Origin of the sequence: Paraburkholderia ultramafica, assembly GCF_902859915.1 — a bacterium.
In the GTDB taxonomy this organism is placed as follows: Bacteria; Pseudomonadota; Gammaproteobacteria; order Burkholderiales; family Burkholderiaceae; genus Paraburkholderia; species Paraburkholderia ultramafica.
This window is the reverse complement of record NZ_CADIKK010000027.1, coordinates 37056-51083: the sequence shown is the minus strand read 5'-3', so window position 1 is coordinate 51083 and position 14028 is coordinate 37056. Positions and strand designations below refer to the sequence as shown.

11 protein-coding genes are annotated in these 14028 nt (G+C 64.2%); 5 read left to right on the top strand and 6 right to left on the bottom strand.

Translation table 11 applies throughout. The features are described 5' to 3' along the window. Positions 1–437: 437 nt before the first annotated feature. Positions 438–752, top strand: coding sequence for an ATP-dependent Clp protease adapter ClpS (clpS, locus tag HV744_RS25380; RefSeq protein ID WP_006050100.1), 315 nt, complete (start codon positions 438–440; stop codon positions 750–752). Beyond that, entirely contained in the window at positions 749–3046 is a 2298-nt protein-coding gene (clpA, locus tag HV744_RS25375) for an ATP-dependent Clp protease ATP-binding subunit ClpA (protein WP_175152128.1), read from the top strand. Before clpS ends, clpA begins: the two co-directional genes overlap by 4 nt. A gap of 107 nt (positions 3047–3153) precedes the next feature. Here clpA and dut read toward each other — a convergent pair whose 3' ends face one another. The 6 genes from dut to HV744_RS25345 all read right to left on the bottom strand — a co-directional run bounded on the left by dut (position 3154) and on the right by HV744_RS25345 (position 10548). Then, positions 3154–3600, bottom strand: a complete 447-nt coding sequence (gene dut, locus HV744_RS25370; RefSeq protein ID WP_175152127.1) for a dUTP diphosphatase — start codon at positions 3598–3600, stop codon at positions 3154–3156. A 16-nt stretch (positions 3601–3616) separates the two neighbouring features. After that, positions 3617–4636: an LLM class flavin-dependent oxidoreductase gene (locus HV744_RS25365; protein ID WP_175152126.1), complete on the bottom strand. Its 1020-nt coding sequence runs from the start codon at positions 4634–4636 to the stop codon at positions 3617–3619. A gap of 72 nt (positions 4637–4708) precedes the next feature. Continuing rightward, a complete protein-coding gene (coaBC, locus tag HV744_RS25360; protein ID WP_175152125.1) occupies positions 4709–5923 on the bottom strand; it encodes a bifunctional phosphopantothenoylcysteine decarboxylase/phosphopantothenate--cysteine ligase CoaBC in 1215 nt (404 codons plus the stop codon). Between the two features lie 115 nt (positions 5924–6038). Beyond that, complete coding sequence (lspA, locus tag HV744_RS25355; RefSeq protein WP_175152124.1) at positions 6039–6545, bottom strand: signal peptidase II; 507 nt, start codon at positions 6543–6545, stop codon at positions 6039–6041. Continuing rightward, entirely contained in the window at positions 6545–9382 is a 2838-nt protein-coding gene (gene ileS, locus HV744_RS25350; RefSeq protein ID WP_175152123.1) for an isoleucine--tRNA ligase, read from the bottom strand. Before ileS ends, lspA begins: the two co-directional genes overlap by 1 nt. A 170-nt stretch (positions 9383–9552) precedes the next feature. Then, positions 9553–10548, bottom strand: a complete 996-nt coding sequence (locus HV744_RS25345; RefSeq protein WP_175152122.1) for a bifunctional riboflavin kinase/FAD synthetase — start codon at positions 10546–10548, stop codon at positions 9553–9555. 117 nt (positions 10549–10665) lie between these two features. On the opposite strand from HV744_RS25345, the gene purN reads away from it, so the two are divergent. The 3 genes from purN (at position 10666) to HV744_RS25330 (ending at position 14008) form a co-directional block, all read left to right on the top strand. Then, on the top strand, positions 10666–11319 hold the full coding sequence (gene purN / locus HV744_RS25340; RefSeq protein WP_175152121.1) for a phosphoribosylglycinamide formyltransferase: 654 nt from the start codon (positions 10666–10668) through the stop codon (positions 11317–11319). Further along, complete coding sequence (locus HV744_RS25335) at positions 11316–12575, top strand: RsmB/NOP family class I SAM-dependent RNA methyltransferase (RefSeq protein ID WP_175152120.1); 1260 nt, start codon at positions 11316–11318, stop codon at positions 12573–12575. The genes purN and HV744_RS25335 overlap by 4 nt, the downstream gene beginning before the upstream one ends. 71 nt (positions 12576–12646) lie before the next feature. Further along, positions 12647–14008, top strand: coding sequence for a mechanosensitive ion channel family protein (locus tag HV744_RS25330; protein WP_175152119.1), 1362 nt, complete (start codon positions 12647–12649; stop codon positions 14006–14008). The last annotated feature ends 20 nt before the right edge of the window (positions 14009–14028 follow it).

Below are 14028 nucleotides of genomic sequence, written 5' to 3'. Positions count from 1 at the left end.
TATGGCTCAGTGAAAAAAGTGCCAGCTTGATTGTTGGGGCTCTTTATTCGAGTGTCAAGAAAATTTTGAGATGTCGTTGCCGCGTTGCAAACAGGCGCTTTCCAGGGTTTTTCCCGCTTCCGTTATGTGCGGTTGCGCAAGCGGGGCGGCTTGAAAAGTCGCATAATCGACGCACATGCTGTGCTACGGGTCGCCCGCCGCTGCCAGGCTCCGGCGGGCGCCAGCAGCCAGCTCCGGCAGGTTGTGCGATACTCGATCCGACTGCGGTGCAACACGGCCGCTGCATCACTGGATAGGGGCCGGCTCCGCAATCGGCTCGTCGAATTGCGCACGCATGGCGGGTCATTACCCATCAGGCGTTAGCGAACGGGCTCACCGGCCGGTTGGCCGGGTTTTGACAGGATTGCGGGCCTGTCCTAGATGTTTAGAATGGGTGTATGGCGATTATCCCGGACAAGCAGGACGGCACCGTACTGGAGCGGCAGGAGAAAAAGCTCAAGCCGCCATCCATGTACAAGGTGGTGCTGCTGAATGACGACTTCACGCCAATGGAATTTGTCGTGATGATCGTGCAGGAATATTTCAATAAAGATCGTGAAACCGCAACGCAGGTGATGTTGAAGGTGCATCGCGAGGGCAGGGGAGTTTGTGGGGTCTATACGCGGGACATCGCGTCGACCAAAGTCGAGCAAGTCGTTACCCACGCACGGCAGGCCGGGCATCCGCTGCAGTGTGTGATGGAGGAAGCATGATTGCCCAGGAACTGGAAGTCAGCCTGCACATGGCGTTCATGGAAGCACGCCAGGCGCGGCACGAGTTCATAACGGTCGAACATCTTTTGCTGGCACTGTTGGACAATCCGACGGCGGCGGAGGTGTTGCGTGCATGCGCGGCCAATATCGAGGATCTGCGCCAGAACCTGCGCAACTTCATTCATGACAACACGCCTACCGTGCCCGGCACGGACGACGTCGACACGCAGCCCACGCTGGGATTCCAGCGTGTGATCCAGCGCGCGATCATGCATGTGCAGTCCACCTCGAATGGCAAGAAGGAGGTGACCGGCGCGAACGTGCTGGTCGCGATCTTCGGCGAGAAAGATTCGCACGCGGTGTACTACCTGCAACAGCAGGGCGTAACGCGTCTGGACGTGGTCAATTTCATCTCGCATGGCATCGCCAAGACGAGCAGCACGGACGCCGCGAAAGCGAGCGACGCGAATGCCGAGTCCGACGACGCCGCCGCGCAGAAGGAAACGCCGCTCGCCCAGTTCACGCAGAACCTGAACCAGATGGCGAAAGACGGCCGCATCGATCCGCTGATCGGGCGCGAGTCGGAAGTCGAGCGTGTGGTGCAGGTGCTGTGCCGCCGCCGCAAGAACAATCCGCTGCTGGTCGGTGAAGCAGGCGTAGGCAAGACGGCGATCGCCGAAGGGCTCGCGTGGCGCATCACGCGCGGCGAAGTGCCTGACATCCTCGCGGATGCGCAGGTGTACTCGCTCGACATGGGCGCGCTGCTCGCCGGCACCAAGTATCGCGGCGACTTCGAACAGCGCCTGAAGACGGTCCTCAAGGAATTGAAGGAGCGCCCGCACGCGATCCTGTTCATCGACGAGATTCATACGCTGATCGGCGCAGGCGCTGCGTCGGGCGGCACGCTGGACGCGTCGAATCTGCTGAAGCCGGCGTTATCGTCGGGCACGCTCAAGTGCATCGGCGCGACTACGTTCACCGAATATCGCGGCATCTTCGAAAAAGACGCGGCATTGTCGCGCCGCTTCCAGAAGGTCGACGTGACCGAGCCGACCATCGAGCAGACGGTGGCGATCCTGCGTGGCTTGAAGTCGCGTTTCGAAGAGCATCACGGCGTAAAGTATTCGTCGGGCGCGTTGTCGGCGGCGGCTGAGTTGTCGGCACGCTTCATCACGGATCGTCATTTGCCGGACAAGGCGATCGACGTGATCGACGAAGCGGGCGCCGCGCAACGCATCCTGCCGAAGTCGAAGCAGAAGAAGACCATCGGCAAGAACGAGATCGAGGAAATCATCTCGAAGATCGCCCGCGTCCCGCCGCAAAGCGTGTCGCAAGACGATCGCAGCAAGCTGCAAACGCTGGATCGCGATCTGAAGAGCGTGGTGTTCGGGCAGGATCCGGCCATCGACGCGCTGTCGGCCGCGATCAAGATGGCGCGCGCGGGTCTCGGCAAGCTGGACAAGCCGATCGGTGCGTTCCTGTTCTCCGGCCCGACGGGCGTCGGCAAGACGGAAGTGGCGAAGCAGCTGGCGTTCACGCTGGGCATCGAGCTGATTCGCTTCGACATGTCGGAATACATGGAGCGTCATGCGGTCAGCCGGTTGATCGGCGCGCCGCCGGGCTATGTCGGTTTCGACCAGGGCGGTCTGCTGACCGAAGCTGTCACGAAGAAGCCGCATTGCGTGCTGCTGCTCGACGAAATCGAGAAGGCGCATCCGGACATTTACAACGTGCTGCTGCAGGTGATGGACCACGGCACGCTGACCGACAACAACGGCCGCAAGGCGGACTTCCGCAACGTCATCATTATCATGACGACGAATGCGGGCGCCGAGGCGATGGGCAAGTCGGTGATCGGCTTCACGAACCGTCGGGAAACCGGCGACGAGATGGTCGACATCAAACGCATGTTCACGCCTGAGTTCCGTAACCGTCTGGACGCGACGATCAGCTTCCGTTCGCTCGATGAAGAAATCATCATGCGCGTGGTCGACAAGTTCCTGATGCAGCTGGAAGATCAGCTGCATGAGAAGAAGGTTGACGCGCTCTTCACCGACGCGTTGCGCAAGCATCTGGCCAAACACGGTTTCGATCCGTTGATGGGCGCGCGGCCGATGCAGCGTCTGATCCAGGACACGATCCGTCGTGCGCTGGCCGACGAACTGCTGTTCGGCAAGCTGATGAACGGCGGCCGGGTATCGGTCGACGTGGATGCGGAAGACAAGGTGCAGTTGACCTTCGACGAGCATCCGGCGCCGCGCAATCCGAATCCGGAAGCGGTTGAAGTCGAGTAAGTCTCAGGCAGTATCGAAGAAAGCAGAACGGCGCGGGTTCAACCCCGCGCCGTTCTGCTTTTTACGCTCTGCTTTGCCTCGGTCGATGCTCCGACCGAAGCAACCGGTCAGTGCTTGCCGGTGCTGCCGAACCCGCCCGCGCCGCGCTCGCTTTGCTCGAAGTCGTCGACGATGTTGAACTCGGCCTGCACGACCGGCACGATCACCAGTTGCGCAAGACGTTCCATCGGATTCAGCACGAACGTCGTCTCGCCGCGATTCCATGTCGAAATCATCAGTTGGCCTTGATAATCGGAGTCGATCAGGCCGACCAGATTGCCGAGCACGATCCCATGCTTATGGCCCAATCCCGAACGCGGCAGAATGACCGCTGCATAGCCCGGGTCGCCGACGTGAATCGCCAGGCCGGTCGGCACCAGCGCGGTTTCGCCGGGCTTCAGTGTCAACGGTTCGTCGAGACAGGCACGCAGGTCGAGGCCCGCGCTGCCGGTGGTGGCGTAAGCGGGGAGTTGCTCGCGCATGCGCGCGTCGAGAATCTTCAGATCGAGTTTCATGCAGATTGGAGTGAGGTTAGGGCGTGGTGGTATTTGAGCCGAGCTGGAATGCGTCGGCGAGAAGTTCGTAGGAGCGCAGCCGCGCGCGATAGCTGCCCGCGACGGTGAGCACTATCAGCTCATCGGCCTTGAATTGTTCCTGCAATGCGTGGAGCCGCTCAGTGACGGTCTCCGGCGTACCGATGATGCTGCGCTGCTTTTCCCGATCGACCACGAGCTGCTCGCGCTCGCCGTACTCCTGCGCGAGACCCTGTTCGACAGTCGGAATGGGTTCGTTCAGGCCATACGCCATTTGCACCCGGCGCAGATCGACGGCTTTTTCGAGGTCGGCGGCTTCCTGCTCGGTGTCCGCGCAGATCACGAAGACAGCAGCGGCCAGATACGGTTGCGCCGCCTCCTGACTGGGCTGGAATCGCTCGCGATAAGCAAGCGCGACTTGTTCGCCGAAGTGCGGGTTGATGAAATGCGCGAACGAGAAAGGGATGCCGAGCTGTGCCGCCAGCAGGCCGCCGAACTCGCTCGAACCGAGCATCCACAGTTGCGGACGGGTTTCGATCTGCGGCTGCAGCAGCACGCCATGCGCGATGTGGCCTGCGGGCAGCGCCCCGTGCATCAGGCCGATCAGATCGGCCACCTGCTGCGGGAAAATGTCGCCGCGATTGTACTCGCCGGCGGCGACCGCTTGCGTCGCGCGCATGTCGCCGCCCGGCGCGCGTCCCACGCCCAGATCGATACGATTCGGGAACAGCGCCTCGAGCATCATGAATTGCTCGGCGACCTTGAACGGGCTGTAGTACGGCAGCATCACCCCGCCGGAGCCCAGCCGAATGCGTTTGGTCACGCTGCCCAGATGCGCCAGCATCACCTCGGGGCATGGATTGGACACGCCACGCAAGCCGTGATGCTCGGCGCACCAGTAGCGTGTGTAGCCGAGGTCGTCGGCGAGCTGTGCGAGTTCGACGGTGGAGGCGATTGCGTCGGCCACCGAGCACCCGGCGATCACAGGCGTTTGATCGAGCACGGAAAGTAGCGTCATGTCAGTACGGCTCCAGATGATTCCACTCGTCAGAGCGACTCGCGGCGACTACAACGATACGCCGTCCCAGATTCAGCGAATCAGACTTGTGTCGGGCAGGCGCTTCGCGATTTCCGCGATCAGCGCGCGCGCGAGCGTCAGCTTGTCAGCGCGCGGCAGCCTGGTGGCGCCGCCTGCTTCAAACAGGATCACTTCGTTATCGTCGAGACCAAAGGTGAGGGGGCCGAGATTGCCGATCAGGAGCGGCACGTTTTTGCGCACCCGCTTTTCTTCGCCATGTAGCTCGAGGTTGTCGCTTTCCGCCGCGAAGCCGACCGCGAACGGCGGATGTGGCAGGTTCGCCACCGAGGCCAGAATGTCCGGATTCTCGACGAATGTGAAGCTTGGCAGCGCGCGTCCGGCGGTCTTCTTGATCTTGTGTTCGCTAGCGTGATCGACGCGCCAGTCGGCCACCGCGGCGACGCCGATGAAGATATCGGCGTCCGCGACCGAGCGCATCACCGCATCGTGCATCTGCTGCGCGGTTTGCACATCCTCGCGGAACACGCCCCACGGCGTTTCCAGCGCGACCGGGCCGGCGACCAGATGGACGTCGGCGCCTGCCTGCTGCGCGGCGCGGGCCAGCGCGAAACCCATCTTGCCGCTGGAGCGGTTGGTGATGCCGCGCACCGGATCGAGCGGTTCGAAGGTCGGCCCGGCGGTCAGCAGCACGCGCCGGCCGGACAGAATCTTGGACGAGAAGAACGAGGCGATCGCTTCGTAAGTGGCCGCGGCTTCGAGCATGCGCCCGTCGCCGATTTCGCCGCACGCCTGCGGACCCGAGTCCGGGCCCAGCACGTCGACGCCGTCCGCGCGCAGTTGCGCGACGTTGCGCTGCGTCGCCGGGTTCTGCCACATCTGCCGGTTCATCGCCGGGACCACTAGCAGCGGACAATCGCGTGCGATGCACAGCGTCGACAGCAGGTCGTCGGCCATGCCGTGCGCGAGTTTGGCGAGGAAGTCGGTGGAGGCGGGCGCGATCACGATCGCGTCCGCTTCACGCGACAGATCGATGTGCGCCATGTTGTTCGGCATGCGCGCGTCCCACTGGCTGGTGTAGACCGGGCGGCCCGAGAGCGCCTGCATGGTGACGGGCGTGATGAACTGGGTGGCCGCTTCGGTCATGACGACCTGCACGGTCGCGCCTGCCTTGGTCAAGAGACGCGTGAGTTCGGCGATCTTGTAGCAGGCGATCCCGCCCGTCATGCCGAGGACCAGATGTTTTCCTGCGAGTTCAGCGGTTGCCAACGAAAGCCTCCGACAAAGCGTGGTGGCGGGCGGCAGGGCGGGGCGTTGCACCCCCGCCGCCGCGCCTTTCAAACCGGACGCGAAGCGCGGACGTCGGCGCCTCGCGTCCGTGACGTTAGCGTGTGCGGCGCACGCGCCGCAACTCGTCGACCACGAGCAGGATCGCGCCGATCGTGATCGCGCTGTCGGCGAGATTGAACGCCGGCCAGTGCCACGCGCGCACGTGGAAATCGAGGAAGTCGATCACGTGGCCATATGCGAGCCGGTCGATCACATTACCGAGCGCGCCGCCCAGAATCAGCGAGAGCGCCGTGCAGAACATCTTCTGGCCGCCGTGACGCTTGAGCAGATAGCAGATCACCAGTGCGGCGACCACGCCGAGCGCGGTGAACGCCCAACGTTGCCAGCCGCCCGCCATCGCGAGGAAGCTGAATGCCGCGCCGCGGTTGTACACCAGTACCAGGTTGAAAAACGGCGTGACCTCATGCGGAACACCGTAGGCGAACACCTTCTGCACCGCGATTTTCGTCAACTGGTCGAACAGGATGACGATCAGCGCGATGCCCAGCCAGGGCGCCAGCGAACTGCTTCCGGTGGACGTTTTCGACACGGTTCTCGCCATTATGCCGCGCTCCTCGTTTCGCCGTTGCCGAACAGGTTGCTGAAGCAGCGGCCGCACAGCGTGGGGTGCTCCGCGTTCGCGCCGACGTCCGCGCGATAGTGCCAGCAGCGTTCGCACTTCAGGTACTTCGAGGCGATGACTTCGACGCCTTCTTCCGCTTCGCTATCGACCTTGGCGACGTTCGCGGCCGACGTGATCAGCACGAACTTCAGGTCGTCGTCGAGGCTCGCGAGCGCGTCGTAACGCGCGCCGCTCGCGCGGATTTCGACTTCCGCCTGCAGCGACGAGCCGATCAGGTTCGCGACGCGCGCTTCTTCCAGCGCCTTTGTCACGTCGCTGCGCGCGGCGCGCAACAGCGTCCATTTGTCGAGCAGCTCGCCCGCGTTCGGCACGGCCGGGAACGCATGATAGGTCTCGGTGAAGATCGTTTCACTGTTCGGCTGAAATACCTTCCACGCTTCTTCCGCGGTGAACGACAGGAACGGCGCCATCAGGCGCAGCAGACCGTGCGCGATGTGATACAGCGCGGTCTGCGCCGAACGGCGCGCGACAGAGTCCGCCGCGGTGGTGTAGAGACGGTCTTTCAGCACGTCCAGATAGAAGCCGCCAAGGTCTTCCGAGCAGAACGTTTGCAGCTTCGCGACCACCGGATGGAACTCGTACTTCTCGTAATGCGAAAGGATGTCGTTTTGCAGGTTCGCCGACAGCGCCACCGCATAGCGGTCGATTTCGAGCCAGTCTTCCACCGGACGCGCGTGTTGGGCGAAGTCGAAGTCCGACAGATTCGCGAGCAGGAAGCGCAGCGTGTTGCGGATGCGGCGATAGCTTTCGGTGACGCGCTTCAGGATTTCTTCGGAGATCGCCAGTTCGCCTGAGTAATCGGTCGACGCGATCCACAGGCGGATGATTTCCGCGCCGAGGCGGTTCGCCACTTCGTGCGGGTCGATGCCGTTGCCGAGCGACTTGCTCATCTTGCGGCCTTCGCCGTCGACGGTGAAGCCGTGGGTCAGCAGCGCGTTGTACGGCGGGCGGCCGTCGAGCATCGACGCGGTCAGCAGCGACGAGTGGAACCAGCCGCGGTGCTGGTCCGAGCCTTCCAGATACAGGTCGGCCGGGAATTGCAGTTCGTCCTTATGCGAGCCGCGCAGAACGTGCCAGTGGGTGGTGCCCGAATCGAACCACACGTCGAGCGTGTCGCGGTTCTTCTCGTACATGTTGGCGTCGTCGCCGATCAGTTCGCGCGGGTCAAGCGTTTGCCACGCTTCGATGCCGGCCTTCTCGACGCGTTGCGCGACTTCTTCGAGCAATTCCTGGGTACGCGGATGCAGCTCGCCGGTTTCCTTGTGCACGAAGAACGCCATCGGCACGCCCCATTGGCGCTGGCGCGACAGCGTCCAGTCGGGGCGGTTGGCGATCATGCTGAACAGGCGCTGCTTGCCCCACGCCGGATAGAACGCGGTGTTTTCGATGCCTTCGAGCGCGGTCTCGCGCAGGGTCTTGTCGGTGTCGTTCGGCTTCACGTCCATGCCGGCGAACCATTGCGACGTCGCACGATAGATGATCGGCGTCTTGTGGCGCCAGCAGTGCATGTAGCTGTGCGTGTACTTCTCGGTGCGCAGCAGCGCGCCGGCGCCTTGCAGCGCTTCGACGATCTGCGGATTGGCCGCCCAGATCGACAGCCCGCCGAACAGCGCGAGCGATTCGATGTAGCGGCCGTCGCCCATCACCGGATTGATGATGTCGGAGTCGGCCATGCCGTGCGCCTTGCACGACACGAAGTCTTCCACGCCGTACGCCGGCGACGAGTGCACGACACCCGTACCGGATTCGGTCGTCACGTAGTCGCCGAGATAGACCGGCGCGGTGCGCTTGTAGGCCGGATGCGCGGACGCCAGCGGATGGTTGAAGCGCAGGTTGACGAGGTTCTCGCCCAGCGTGGTGGCGACGATCGCGCCTTCCAGCCCGTATTGCTTCAGGCACGCTTCGACGCGCTCCTGCGCGAGGATCAGCAGGCCGCGTGGCGTATCGACCAGCGCATAAACGATTTCCGGATGCAGGTTCAGCGCCTGGTTGGCGGGGATGGTCCACGGCGTGGTGGTCCAGATCACGATGCCACCTTCGTTGCGCGGCAGCGCCTTCAGACCGAACGCCTGCGCAGTCTTTTCCGGCTCGGCGAAGCCGAACAGCACGTCGATGGTCGGATCGGTCTTGTCCTTGTACTCGACTTCCGCTTCAGCCAAAGCCGAGCCGCAGTCGAAACACCAGTTGACCGGCTTCAGGCCGCGGAACACGTAGCCCTTTTCCATGATCTTCGCGAGCGCGCGGATTTCGCCGGCTTCGTTCGCGAAGTTCATCGTCCTGTACGGATTGTCCCAGTCGCCGAGCACGCCCAGACGCCGGAAGCCGACCTTCTGCTTCTCGATCTGTTCGGTCGCGTAGGCACGCGCCTTCTGCATCACTTCGGCCGCCGGCAGCGACTTGCCGAACTGCTTTTCGATCTGGATTTCGATCGGCATGCCGTGGCAGTCCCAGCCCGGCACGTAGACTGCGTCGAAGCCCGCCAGATTGCGCGCCTTGACGATCATGTCCTTGAGGATCTTGTTCACCGCGTGGCCGAGGTGGATGTCGCCGTTCGCATACGGCGGGCCGTCGTGCAGGATGAACTTCTTACGGCCCTTGCTGGCGGCGCGGATCTTCTCGTAGACCTTGCGTTCCTGCCAGTCCTTGACCCATTGCGGCTCGCGCTTGGGCAGATCGCCGCGCATCGGAAACGGCGTGTCGAGCAGGTTCACCGGGTAGCGTGACTGCGGTTTCGAATCGGCTTTCTTGTTGCTCATGATGTGGTCGCGGTGAATTCGTTCTATGCGCAGCGGCGCGCGGGTTGCGCACAATGCGCGAGGGCGTTGTTGGGCGCGCCCGGCAGGCATGTCGCGTGATCCACGGACGCCTTTCGATGCGCGCGGCGACGGTACACGCGGCGCTTAAGCGCTCGCCCGTACCGCGGCGGCTATCTAATTCGGTCGGTGGCCGAGGTGGCGAAACCGGTGGAGCGGCTGCCCGGCGTGCCGGCGCCGACGGCCGCGAACCACGCGCGCGCATTGGCGACGTCGCGCGCAATGGCGGCGGTCAGCGTTTCGAGGTCGACGAATTTTTCCTCGTCGCGCAGCTTCTTCAGAAATTCGATGCGCACGAGCTTGCCATACGCGTCGCCGTGCCAGTCGAGCAGGTGCACTTCGAGCAGCACGCGGCCGGAGTCGTCCACGGTGGGGCGCAGGCCGAGGCTTGCGACACCCGGCAGCGGTTGGTCCGCCACGCCGTGCACGCGCACGACGAAAATGCCGGCAAGCGCCGGGCGCTTGTGGGCGATCGGCAGATTGAGCGTGGGGAAACCGAGATCGCGGCCGAGCTTCATGCCGTGCACGACGTGGCCGCTGATCAGGTAATCGCGGCCCAGCGCGGCGCGCGCCGCGTCGAGGTCGCCCGCCACCAGCGCCGCGCGCACGCCGGAACTGGAAATGCGCGCGCCCGACGGATCGGCGACCGTGGCCATCTGTTCGACTTCGAAGCCATACTGCTGGCCCGCCGCCTTCAGTGACGCAAAGTCGCCCGCGCGCTTTGCGCCGTAGCGGAAGTCGTCGCCGATCATCACCCAGCGCGCGTGCAGCCCGTTGACGATGATCCGTTCCACGAACGCATCCGGCGACTGGCTCGCGAAAGTGTGATTGAAGTGCTCGACCACCACCCGGTCGACGCCGTTGGTGCGCAGCGCCTCCAGCTTGTCGCGCAGCATCGCGATGCGCGGCGGCGCGCCGGCCGGATTGAAGAACTCGCGCGGGTGCGGCTCGAAGGTCATCACGCAGACGGGCAGGCCGCGCGCATCGGCGGCCGCGCGCACATGGGCGAGCAAAGCCTGATGGCCGCGGTGGACACCGTCGAAGTTGCCGATGGTCAGTGCGCAGGGCGCACGGCTTTCAGCATTGGGAAGACCGCGGAAGACTCTCACGATAGCGGGTTGCAGTAGGGCGGCCGGGATGCCGCAAAACAAACGATTATAAACGCTCGGCGCAGCAGACGGCTCTCGCGTCGCGGTTTAGGTGTTGCCGAATGATAAAATCCGCGCATGAAAAAACTCGTCATCCTGATTTCGGGGCGGGGAAGCAACATGGAAGCCATCGTTCGCGCCTGTTCGGCCGAAGGCTGGCCGGCGCAAGTCGCCGCCGTGATTGCCAACCGTCCTGATGCCGCGGGTCTTGCGTTCGCGGCGTCGCACGGCATTGCCACGGCGGTGGTCGATCACCGCCAGTTTTCCGGGCGCGACAGCTTCGACGCCGCGCTCGCCAAAGAAATCGACGGTTTCGCGCCGGATCTGGTGGTGCTCGCCGGCTTCATGCGGGTGCTCACGCCAGGTTTCGTCGATCACTACGCCGGACGCATGCTGAACGTGCATCCATCGCTGCTGCCGAGCTTTCCGGGTCTGAAAACCCATCAGCAGGCGCTCGACGCGGGCGTGCGGCTGCACGGCGCGTCGGTGCATTTTGTCACGTCGCAGCTGGATCACGGGCCGATCGTCGTGCAGGCGGCGGTCCCCGTGGAAACCGGCGACACGCCCGCCACGCTTGCCGAACGCGTGCTGGCAACCGAACATATTATTTATCCACGCGCGGTGCGCTGGTTCGTCGAAGGGCGTCTTGCGCTCGACGGCCTGCGCGTCACGCTTACGCCGCCGGAGCCGCAATGGCTCTTTGCCGGTCACACCGCCGGAGAGGGCGTATGAGATTGCATGGTTTTTTGATTGGACAAACCGAGACTTTGCTGGCTGAAGTCCTGAAACTCAACGGCCCCGCCGACGCCACCACCAGCCGCTTTTTCCGCGCCCATCCGAAGCTCGGACACGGCGAGCGCGGCGTGATCGCCGAGGCGGTGTTCGCCGTGTTGCGCCGCCGGATGGAATTCGCCCACCTCGCCGAAAGCGGCGCGGGCAGCCCGGCGCGGCGCATGGCCTTGCTGGGTCTGATGCAGACGGCGGGGCGCTCGGCGCTCAAGCCGTTCGTGTCGGATAGCGAATCGAAGTGGCTCGAGCACGTCTCGATGATCGACCCGGAAAGCCTGCCGCTGCGGATTCGCCTGAATCTGCCCGACTGGATTTGTCAGGCGCTGGACAAGCGTTTCGACGCCGCGGAACTGGCGCAGCTGGCTGCGGCGCTGAACTACCCGGCGCCGCTGGATCTGCGCGCGAACCCGATCAAGGCGAGCCGCGACGACGTGCTGAACGCGCTGTCGAAGGCCGGCATCGAAGCCGGCGCGACGCCGTTCGCGCCGTTCGGCGTGCGCGTGGTCGGCAAGCCGCCGCTCACCAAGCTCGACGCGTTCCAGCACGGCTGGCTCGAAGTGCAGGACGAAGGCAGCCAGTTGCTGTGCTCGCTGGTCGCGCCCAAGCGTGGCGAGATGATCGTCGACTTCTGCGCGGGCGCGGGCGGCAAGACGCTGGCGCTGGGCGCGGCGATGCGCTCCACCGGGCGTCTGTACGCGTTCGACATTTCCGAGCGGCGTCTGGCCAAGCTCAACCCGCGCCTGGCGCGCAGCGGGCTGTCGAACGTGAATCCGGTGTTGATCGACAGCGAACACGACGCGAAGATCAAGCGCCTGGCCGGCAAGATCGACCGCGTGCTGGTCGATGCGCCGTGCAGCGGTTTGGGCACGCTGCGCCGCAACCCCGACCTGAAGTGGCGCCAGTCGCCGGAATCGGTCGCAGAACTGGCGCCGAAGCAGGCGTCGATTCTGGCGAGCGCGGCGCGTCTGGTGAAGAAGGGCGGCCGTCTCGTCTACGCCACCTGCTCAATTCTGGAAGCCGAAAACGAGGCCGTGGTGCAGCAGTTCCTTGCCAATCATCCCGATTTTGCGCTGGTGCCCGTGCGTGACGTGCTGGCCGAGCAGCGTATCGATCTGGAAATGGGCGACTACCTGTCGCTGTGGCCGCACCGCCACGCAACCGACGGCTTCTTCGCGGCCGTGCTGGAACGCCAGAGCTAAGCAACCGGCTTTTTGCCGGCACGCGCAGGTTCGTTGCTGAAACCGCGCGCTCCGGCGATATCAGCGACATCATGCGAAACACCATTTTTCCTCATATGTTCGGGTTCGGCGACCTCGCGCGCGACTTCGGCCAGCCCGTGATGCTGTGGCAGGTCGGCATCCTGCTCGCGACGCTCGCGCTTGCGTGGCTGCTCGCGCGCGTCTTGCGCCGCGGGCTGGACCAGCGCCAGCCGACGCGCTCTCAAACCTTGCGCTTTGGCGCCGAGAGCCTGAACCGGGCGTCCTTTCCGCTGATCGGCGCGGCGCTCGTATGGCTTGCCCGGGCGATCGCCGGGCAGTTCATGCACACGTCGCTGCTGGATCTGGCGCTGGTGCCGCTGTTCGGCATCGGCTTGATTTACATCGTGTTTTTCTTCGCGCGACGGGTTTTCAGCCGGGACGGCGAGATTCATCCGTGGCTGTTCCTCGTCGAGAAGATCGTCTCGCTGGTCGTCTGGGTCGGCATGGTGCTCACCGTGATGGGCATTCAGGACGACGTGATCGCGTGGATGGGCAGCGTCCAGTTCCGGATCGCCAACGCGCACATGACGCTGCTTTCGCTGATCACGGGCCTGCTGTGGGTGGGCGTCACGATGATCGTCGCGATGTGGCTCGGCTCCGCGTTCGAAGACCGCCTGATGCGCTCGACCACGCTCGACGCCAATCTGAAGGTGGCGGTGGCGCGGGTCGGCCGCGCGGCTCTCGTGCTGGCGGCGGTGTTGATCAGTCTGTCGCTGGTCGGCATCGACATCACCGTGCTGGGCGTATTCGGCGGCGCGCTCGGCGTCGGGCTAGGCTTCGGCATGCAGAAGATCGCCAGCAACTACGTGTCGGGCTTCATCATCCTGCTCGACCGGTCGCTGCGCATCGGCGACACGATCAACGTGAGCGGCCTGCAAGGCAGGGTCACGCAGATCCGCACGCGTTATACGGTGGTGCGCGGGCTCGATGGCATCGAGACGCTGATTCCGAATGAAAAGCTGATTACTGACGTGGTGCAGAATCAGTCGTCGTACCTGACGCGCGGCTATGCGAAGGCGGCGGTGCAGGTCGCGTACGCGTCCGACGTCGAGCAGGCGATGAGCCTGCTCGCGCGAGCCGCCGAGGACGTTCCGCGGGTGCTGCGTGAGCCTGCGCCGACGCCTTATCTGGCGAGCTTCGGCCCGGACGGCATCAATCTCGAACTGGGCTTCTGGATCGAGGACGCGGCAACCGGAACCTCGGGCGTGCGCTCGAGCGTCAACCGCAATATCTGGCGTCTGTTCTCCGAGCACGACATTTCGATTCCCTTCGCGCAACGCGAAGTGCGGATCGTCGGCAATGCGGCCGACGCGATGCTGAATCCGGTAACAATGACCGCTCCGGCGGTCAGTCAGGCGGAGAGCGCCCGCTGACGGGTACCTGGAGCCCGCCG

Coding starts and splice junctions, on each gene's coding strand:
- ileS (WP_175152123.1), bottom strand. CDS start 9,382: ATGAGCAACAAGAAAGCCGATTCGAAACCGCAGTCACGCTACCCGGTG.
- clpA (WP_175152128.1), top strand. CDS start 749: ATGATTGCCCAGGAACTGGAAGTCAGCCTGCACATGGCGTTCATGGAA.
- HV744_RS25330 (WP_175152119.1), top strand. CDS start 12,647: ATGCGAAACACCATTTTTCCTCATATGTTCGGGTTCGGCGACCTCGCG.
- purN (WP_175152121.1), top strand. CDS start 10,666: ATGAAAAAACTCGTCATCCTGATTTCGGGGCGGGGAAGCAACATGGAA.
- lspA (WP_175152124.1), bottom strand. CDS start 6,545: ATGGCGAGAACCGTGTCGAAAACGTCCACCGGAAGCAGTTCGCTGGCG.
- dut (WP_175152127.1), bottom strand. CDS start 3,600: ATGAAACTCGATCTGAAGATTCTCGACGCGCGCATGCGCGAGCAACTC.
- clpS (WP_006050100.1), top strand. CDS start 438: ATGGCGATTATCCCGGACAAGCAGGACGGCACCGTACTGGAGCGGCAG.
- HV744_RS25335 (WP_175152120.1), top strand. CDS start 11,316: ATGAGATTGCATGGTTTTTTGATTGGACAAACCGAGACTTTGCTGGCT.
- HV744_RS25365 (WP_175152126.1), bottom strand. CDS start 4,636: ATGACGCTACTTTCCGTGCTCGATCAAACGCCTGTGATCGCCGGGTGC.